This is a genomic window from Herbidospora sakaeratensis, assembly GCF_001570525.1.
Lineage (GTDB): Bacteria > Actinomycetota > Actinomycetes > Streptosporangiales > Streptosporangiaceae > Herbidospora > Herbidospora sakaeratensis.
The window spans coordinates 291,498-299,278 of record NZ_BBXC01000016.1; the positions used below are offsets into that span (position 1 = coordinate 291,498).

7 protein-coding genes are annotated in these 7,781 nt (G+C 70.1%); 3 read left to right on the forward strand and 4 right to left on the reverse strand.

Annotated features, from left to right (window positions below; genetic code table 11):
- Window positions 1-827 precede the first annotated feature (827 nt).
- Window positions 828-1,817, reverse strand: a complete 990-nt coding sequence (locus AW271_RS27095; protein WP_062340418.1) for an HAD-IIA family hydrolase — start codon at window positions 1,815-1,817, stop codon at window positions 828-830.
- The gene (locus AW271_RS27100) at window positions 1,814-2,155 is read right to left on the reverse strand and encodes a tetratricopeptide repeat protein (protein WP_137250569.1); all 342 of its coding nucleotides are present in this window, start codon (window positions 2,153-2,155) and stop codon (window positions 1,814-1,816) included. The genes AW271_RS27095 and AW271_RS27100 overlap by 4 nt, the downstream gene beginning before the upstream one ends.
- Before the next feature lie 165 nt (window positions 2,156-2,320).
- Between AW271_RS27100 and AW271_RS27105 the strand changes: the two genes are divergently transcribed.
- The gene (locus AW271_RS27105; RefSeq protein WP_245653213.1) at window positions 2,321-3,547 is read left to right on the forward strand and encodes a DUF1015 family protein; all 1,227 of its coding nucleotides are present in this window, start codon (window positions 2,321-2,323) and stop codon (window positions 3,545-3,547) included.
- Window positions 3,548-3,657: 110 nt separating this feature from the next.
- On the opposite strand, the gene AW271_RS27110 is transcribed toward AW271_RS27105, so the two are convergent.
- Window positions 3,658-4,035: a single-stranded DNA-binding protein gene (locus tag AW271_RS27110; protein ID WP_063818123.1), complete on the reverse strand. Its 378-nt coding sequence runs from the start codon at window positions 4,033-4,035 to the stop codon at window positions 3,658-3,660.
- Between the two features lie 100 nt (window positions 4,036-4,135).
- Between AW271_RS27110 and AW271_RS27115 the strand changes: the two genes are divergently transcribed.
- Complete coding sequence (locus AW271_RS27115) at window positions 4,136-5,062, forward strand: MBL fold metallo-hydrolase (protein WP_062340422.1); 927 nt, start codon at window positions 4,136-4,138, stop codon at window positions 5,060-5,062.
- On the opposite strand, the gene AW271_RS27120 is transcribed toward AW271_RS27115, so the two are convergent.
- Window positions 5,063-6,052, reverse strand: coding sequence for a tetratricopeptide repeat protein (locus AW271_RS27120; RefSeq protein WP_157554662.1), 990 nt, complete (start codon window positions 6,050-6,052; stop codon window positions 5,063-5,065).
- Between AW271_RS27120 and AW271_RS41160 the strand changes: the two genes are divergently transcribed.
- Complete coding sequence (locus AW271_RS41160; RefSeq protein ID WP_062340423.1) at window positions 5,945-7,636, forward strand: thioesterase domain-containing protein; 1,692 nt, start codon at window positions 5,945-5,947, stop codon at window positions 7,634-7,636. The genes AW271_RS27120 and AW271_RS41160 overlap by 108 nt on opposite strands.
- Window positions 7,637-7,781 lie beyond the last annotated feature (145 nt).

The following is a 7,781-nucleotide window of genomic DNA, read 5'->3' on the forward strand; positions in this document are numbered from 1 at the left end:
CCCACACCCACGCAATGCCACTCAACTCGCCTCTGCACCCGTAACGTCAAGACCGCTATCGGGCTTGCGCCTACGACCCCTCGACCGGCTTCCGGCCATCGCGACGATGTTTCGGATGACCTCCGCCGAGCCAGAAACCGCGAGGTCTGTCTGGAGATGGCCGTCTGCCCGCCCTGACGACATGCCGATGTGCTCGTCACGACTACAACCCGCTTAAGGAAGAGCCGCCTCCACGCCCCCGGAGCAAAGCTCAACAGCTGCTCGGACGCACCCGACCCGGCAAGTGATCAGGCCCAAGTGGCAGCGCGTGACCGCCTAACCTAGCCGGAGTCACGACCCCTGCCATGAGTGCCAGGCGCTACGGCCGGCACCATCTATTCCGCCCGTTCGACACCACTGATCGCGTGAAACGAGGAATTTAGCGCCTAACCGGTAGAAGCCCCTTCCCATCAACCATTGGAAGCACCCCCAGCGTTTTGTTCAACTGCAGCGGCAGGCCCGTTCCGGGAGGTTTGAAGTTCCAAAGCTCCAACGAAACGGACCGATCCGGCTCCCGGGAAAAGCGACCGCAGCCGCCCACCCCATCAACGCACCAAGCAGATGCGTCACAAACAGAACTCGAAGCGAGAAGCTAGTAAACGCAGTCGGCAACTACTCCAGTACCGAACCACAACGGGAGCGCAGCGAAAAACTACGCAGCCACCAGAGTTGAGAGTTCGGCCGACGAACTGGTAACCCGGCGCGAGTATCACCAAGCCCTCAGCCACTCAAGCCCCGAAGCAACCCGCCACCGTCAGAAAGCCCCGGCAGACCACCCACCCGAAGCTCTAACCAAAGACCCGAAGCGCCGGCTTGACGGCATCCTCCTCCGCTCTCCCATCCCCCACCGCGGCCCACGTAGCAGCACAAGCCGCCCGCAACGCGTCAATCGACTCCCCACCCCCGGCGAGCCGCAACCGCCCGCCGTCCCAGGAAGCCACCCACCCGCCGCACTCCCACCCCTCGGAGGTGGAGCGGGCCGAAACCGCAGGCAGATGCAGCCCCGAAAGATCGTGCGACACGTGCGTAGGCCGGTGCACCGGCAGAGCCGTCAGCAGGTCGAGCGGCGTGGCCACCCCCGTCAGCACCAGCAGACTGTCGACCCCGGCCCGGTTCGCCCCCTCGATGTCGGTGTCGAGCCGATCGCCGACGATCAACGGCCGCCGCGCCTCGGTGCGGATCATCGACTCCCGATGCAGCGGAGGCTCCGGCTTCCCGGCCACCACCGGACTCACCCCGGTCGCCGCCGTGATCACCCGCAGCATCGACCCGTTCCCGGGCATCTCGCCCCGATCGGTCGGCATCGTGCTGTCGTGGTTGGCCCCCACGAACCAGGCCCCGCCCCGCACGGCAAGCGTCCCCTCGGCCAGCAGCCCGTAGGAGAGACCGTCCCAGATCCCCTGGACCACCGCCGCCGGCCCCTCCAGCGCGGTCGTCACCGGCCGCAAGCCATGAGCGCGCAGCGCCGACCGGAGCCCCATCCCGCCGACGACGAGCACGGCAGACCCGGCGGGCACGTGTTCGGCCACGAGCCGGGCGGCGGCCTGCGCGGAGGTCACGACGTCGTCGGGCGAGGCGGGCACCCCCAGGTGGGTCAGGTGTTCGGCGATCGCCGCCGGGGTGCGGCTGGCGTTGTTGGTCACGTAGGCCAGGCGTACGCCCCGCTCCCGGGCCAGGGACAGCGCCTCCGGTGCGCCCGGGACGGCGTGCCGTCCCAGGTAGACCACACCGTCGAGGTCGAGGAGCAGGGTGTCGTACGCGTCGAGCAGGTGGTTCACGCGCGCCTCGCGCGCAGGGTCGCCCGGATCTGGGTGAGGGCGGAGACGTAGTTTCGTTCGTCGGGACGCATCGCGACGGCGACGGCCAGGGGTTCCTGGGCGCCTTCGATGTCACCGGTTCGCCAAAGTGCCATACCGAGACCGTAGTAGGCATAGTCTTCGGCCGGGTTCGCGTCCACGATCCAGCGGAAGCTGGTGGCCGCGTCCTCGTACCGGCGCGAGTTGAACTGGGCCCGAGCCAGACCTTCACGGATGCTCCGGGAATCGGGCTCGGCGTCGGCCGCGCGCTCGAGGAGCGCCGCGGCGGCGGCCGGGCTGCCTTCCTGGAGGAGCTTCATGCCACGCTGGTACCACTCGTATACGTCGCCCGACGGGCTGCCGGACGTATCGCCCACTCCATTCTGATCATGCCGTGTCACGCAATGGCCTCCTGCTTCCGATTTCGGTTCCAACCGGGCACCGCGGCAGTGGGGAGTCCGGGCCTTTATGGCAGCATGCCCGATATGGAGAGATCTGAACGGGCGGGACTGGTGCTGCGCCCGTTCCGCGGCGTGCGATACACGGCCGACGACCTGAGCGCCCTGACCTCGCCGCCCTACGACCTCATCTCCCCCGCCGAGGCCCGGCGGCTCGCTGACGCCCATCCGAACAACGTGGTCCGCCTGATCCTTCCCGGCGCCGGCCACTACACCGAGGCCCGCGACACCCTGGCGGCCTGGCTCAACGAGGGCATCCTGGCCGCCGACGACCAACCGGCTCTTTATGTGTACGAACAGAGCGGCCCCGCCTTCGTCCAGCGCGGCCTGATCGGCGCCGTCGGGGTGGGCTCCGACGCCGTCCTCCCCCACGAGAACGTCATGCCCGGCCCCGTGGCCGACCGCCTGGCCCTCATGCGCACCACCGAGGCCAACCTGGAGCCCATCTTCCTCCTGTACGCCGGCGACGGCCCCGCCACCGCCCTGGTAGAGGAGACCGCCTCGACGAAACCCCCGTTGGTAGACGTCCACCTGAGCGAGAACACCAGGCACCGCCTGTGGGCGATCACCGACCCCGCCGCCCTGGACAAGATCGCCACCGACCTGGCCGACCACCGCGCCATGATCGCCGACGGCCACCACCGCTACGCCACCTACCGCGAACTCCAGTCCGAACACGACGAACCGGGCCCCTGGGACGGCGGCCTCGCCTACCTGGTCGACTCGACGGCCTACCCGCCTGACCTGAAGGCGATCCACCGCGTGATCCCGGGCCTCCCCCTCACCGAGGCGGCCGCCCGAGCCAAGGGCGCCTGGCAGGTCCAGGACTACCCTGACCTGGACGACGCCCTGACGGCCCTGGCCGCAGCCGACGCCCCCGCCTACGTCATCACCGCAGGCCAGACGTCCCACCTCCTGACCAACCCCGACCCCCTCCAACTCAACCTGGCCATGCCGAAAGACCGCTCCCCCCGCTGGCGCTCCCTGACCACCGCCGTTCTGAACGAGTTCCTCCTCCCCAAGGTCTGGGGCATCGAGGACGACGAGGAACACGTCCAGATCGTCCACCACGACCACACCGCAGCCGCCCGCCAGGCCGCGCAGTCGAACGGCACAGCGGTCCTAATGCGCCCCCTGGACGCGGCCGACGTCTTCGCCGTGGCCGAGGAGGGCGAACGCGTGCCCAGAAAGTCGACCTCCTTCAGCCCGAAACCCGCGACGGGCCTGGTCCTGCGAACCTTCGCCACAGGCTGACCACCCCGGCACGCGACAGCATCAGGCCGACTCCGCACCAGCGAGTCGAATGACTGGAGCGCCCACACAGCCCGTCGCCGGCAAGGGCGCTCCCGGGTGACGACGAAGCCTCACCCCGAGGGTTCCTCCGGTCGAACCTCCGTATCCCCCGCTCCAGCCCGGTGGGCCAACCGCACCGAGCGGGCCTCCACTTCGAACGCGCTCCCCCCTCGCCACCACCGGCGGCGCAAGGCCCCCTGCACCTCGACCACGTCGTCGACCGTCAGCCCCGTCAGCGAGTCGCGGACGATCGGGTCGAAGGTCACACATTCGATGGCGTCGGCCCGCCCCTTCTCGCTGTCGGGGGTGGGGCGGCGGACGGCCAGGCGCCACTGCGTCAGCTCGGTGCCGCTGGGCAGGACGCGGGCCTCCGGCGCCTTGGACAGGCGGCCGACGAGGATGACCTCGTTGTGGTGGGCCGGAGCGCTCACCATTTGATCAACTGACATGTGATCCCCTTCTCTCGGGCACCACTGTCGGTGACTATGCTGCTGCACCGGCTATTCGAGTCCCATTCTGTGAGAACCCGTTCTCGCTCTGAGGTGAGCTGTGGAAAACGTGACCCCGCTCGGCGGAGACGTGTACGAAATCGACACGAGGCTGGCCGGATATGCCGGAATCACCGCCGGATATCTGATTCTCGGTGATCGACCATGCCTGGTGGAGACGGGGACGTCGACCTCGGCGCCCGTGGTCCGCGACGCGCTGGCGTCGCTCGGGGTCGGAGCCGGCGATCTCGCGACCGTCGTCGTGACGCACATTCATCTCGACCACGCGGGTGGCGTGGGCGACATATCCGCCATGTTCCCGGCGGCGGAGATCGTCGTACACGAGAAAGGGGCCCGGCATCTGGCCGATCCGTCCCGGCTCATGTCCAGTGCCCGGATGGTCTGGGGCGACCGGCTCGACAGCCTCTTCGGCATGCTCAAGCCGACCGACGCGGCCCGGATCCGGGCGCTCGGCGACACCGGGGACATCGATCTGGGCAACGGGAGGCGGCTGACCAGCCACTACTCGCCCGGACACGCCAAGCATCACGTCGGGCTGGTCGACTCGCTGACGGGTGATCTGTACGTCGGCGACGCCGCCGGGGTGTACATCCCGGACACCGGGGACGTCCGGCCGTCCACGCCTCCGCCGGATTTCGACCTCGAGACGGCGTTGGCGTCGATCGCCCTCTTCGAAGCGCTCGGGCCGCAGCGGCTGCTCTTCAGCCACTACGGCCCGGTCGACGAGGTCGGATCGGTTCTGGAGCGATCCGCCGAGGAACTACTGATCTGGGTCGATCTGGCCAAGCAGGCCAAGGGCGAGCAACTCGACCTCGACCACGCGGTGGCCATGGTCGACCAGCGCACCCGTGACCGTTATGCCCGGCCCGCGCCCGGCGACAAGGCCGCTGAGCACATCGAGATGCTCAGCGGCACCGAGCCGAACCTGGCGGGGATCATGCACTGGCTCGACCGCCCGGAGACCTGATCAGGCCTCCGGCTTGTTCGCCGGCTCGTCGAGGACGTCGCCGTAGTCGGGTTCGATGAACGCCGGACCGAACCCGGCCTCCTCGGCGGGCTTGTCGGCCTCGGCCTTCGCCGGGGCGGGGGCCTGCTCCTCGTCCGCGTCGTCTTCCACGTCGTCTTCCACGTCGTCGTCCACGTCGTCGTCGAAGTCCTCGTCGTCGAGGTCGTCCTCGTCGGCGTCCTCGTCCTGGCTGACGGCGGGCTCCACCGTGACGACCTCGGCGTCCTCCTCGGGGAAGTCGTCGTCGAAGTCGCCTTCGTCGTCTTCGAGGTCCTCGATCACCGCGCCGGTCAGTTCGGCGTAGCGCTCGGCCGCGTCGGTCTCGCCGTCCTCGTCGAAGGAGGCGGCGCGGCCGAACCAGTCGGCGGCGGCGCTCGCGTGGCCGGCCGCCGCGAGGGCGTCGGCGTAGGCGAAGGCCAGGCGGGCCGACCAGTCGCGCGGCTGCGGGTCACGCAGTTCGGGCAGGCGCTGGAGGGTCACGACGGCCGCGTCGAGCTGGCCCAGGTCGCGCCGGGCGCCCGATTCGACGATGGCCAGTTCGATCTTGCCGGACCGGTCGAGCTTCTCGGCCTCCTTCGACTTGACCAGGTCGAGCGCACGCTCCGGCCGGCCCATGCCGCGCTCGCAGTCGGCCATGATCGGGAGGAACGCCTCCGAACCGGTCATCCGCCGGGCGGCCCGCAGGTCGCTGAGCGCCTCGGCGTACTGTCCGGCGTGGTAGGCCGCGATGCCCACCGCCTCCCGGACCACGCCGATGCGGCCGGCGAACCGGCGCGCGACCTTGGCGTGCTCGTAGGCCTTCTCGGCGTCCTCCGCCGCCAGGGCGCGCGTCGCCGCGACCAGGTGCTTGGCCACCAGCTCGGCCAGGTCGCCCGGCAGCGACTTCAGCTCGCCGCGCGCCTCGCGGTCGAGCTCCTCCGCGGTGATGTCGGCCTCGAGCTCGGGCAGCACCTCCCGCTCACGCTGCGGCTCGTCCTCACGCCCGTAGCGGGTGCGGCTGCCTCCCCGGTCGTCGCCGAACGACCGCTGCGGACGGTCGCCACGGTCGTCGAAACTGCGGCGCGGCCGGTCGTCCCGGTCGCCGGAAGGCCGGCGGTCGCGATCCTGGAAGGGCCGCTGCGGCCGGTCGCCGCGGTCGTTGAAGGACCGCTGAGGCCGGTCATCCCGGTCCTGGTACGACCGCTGCGGACGGTCCCCGCCCTTGAAGCGATCCCGGTCACCGTAGGCGGGCCGGCTGTCACGGTCGCCGCGATCCTGGAACGACCGCTGGGGCCGGTCGTCACGGTTCTGGTACGGCCGCTGCGGGCGGTCGTCACCGAACGACCGACGCGGCCGGTCGTCACGGTCGCCGTAGGAACGCTGCGGACGGTCGCCCCGGTCCTGGAACGGCCGGGACTGGCGGTCGTCACGGTCGCCATACGACCGCTGGGGCCGGTCACCACGATCCTGGAACGACCGCTGGGGACGGTCACCACGATCCTGGAAGGACCGCTGGGGACGGTCACCACGATCCTGGAAGGACCGCTGGGGACGGTCGCCCCGGTCCTGGAACCCACGGCGGTCGTCGCGGTCCTGGTAGGAACGCTGGGGACGGTCGCCACGATCCTGGAACGGCCGGGACTGGCGGTCGTCGCGGTCGCCATACGACCGCTGGGGACGGTCGTCACGGTCGCCGTAAGAACGCTGCGGACGGTCGCCCCGGTCCTGGAGGGGCCTCTGGGGCCGGTCGCCGCGATCCTGGAACGGCCGCTGAGGGCGGTCGCCATACGACCGCTGCGGCCGGTCGCCGCCACGGTCGTTGAAGGGCCGCTGGGGACGGTCGCCCCGGTCACCGAACGAACGCTGGGGACGGTCGCCACGATCCTGGAACGAGCGCTGAGGGCGGTCACCACGGTCGTTGAACGACCTCTGCGGGCGGTCGCCACGGTCCTGGAAGGGCCTCTGGGGGCGGTCGCCGCGATCCTGGAACGGCCGCTGGGGACGGTCGCCCCGGTCACCGAACGAACGCTGCGGCCGGTCGCCGCGGTCGTTGAACGGCCGCTGAGGGCGGTCACCACGGTCGCCGTAGGAACGCTGCGGGCGGTCGCCACGGTCGCCGCGGTCGTTGAAGGGGCGCTGGGGGCGGTCGTCGCGGTTCTGGAAGCCGCGCCGGTCGTCACGGTCACCGTAGGAACGCTGGGGGCGGTCGTCACGGTCACCGTACGACCGCTGGGGGCGGGAGTCGCGCACACCGAAGCGACCGCCGAAGCCGCCGCCTCGGGCCTCGTCGCGGTCGCGGTAGCCGCCGCGGCTGTTCGCGCGGAAGGGGCGGGCGCCCCTGTCGTTCTGGCCGTCTACCTGGCCGTCTCTGCCGCCGGTACCGCCGCGGCCATACCTGTCGCCGTCGCGGCCGCCGGCCGGTCGGTCGTTTCGCTCATCGCCACGGCCCGCGCCGTCACGCCCGTCTTCTCTGTTCACTTTGATCCTCTGTTGCTCCACCGCGTACGGATCTTCGTCTCTGGCTTCGAGGCGGGTGCGCGGTATGGGCACTGTTAGGGGTCGCGTATTCCTCTGACGCGACGAAGGCCACCCGTTCGTCAGGGTGGCCCGGCTTCACCAGCCTAGCAAGTCTTCTCAGGTGATGCGGACCTGCCCGGAAACGACGAAAGCCCGACCAATACTGGTCGGGCTTTCGTAGAAA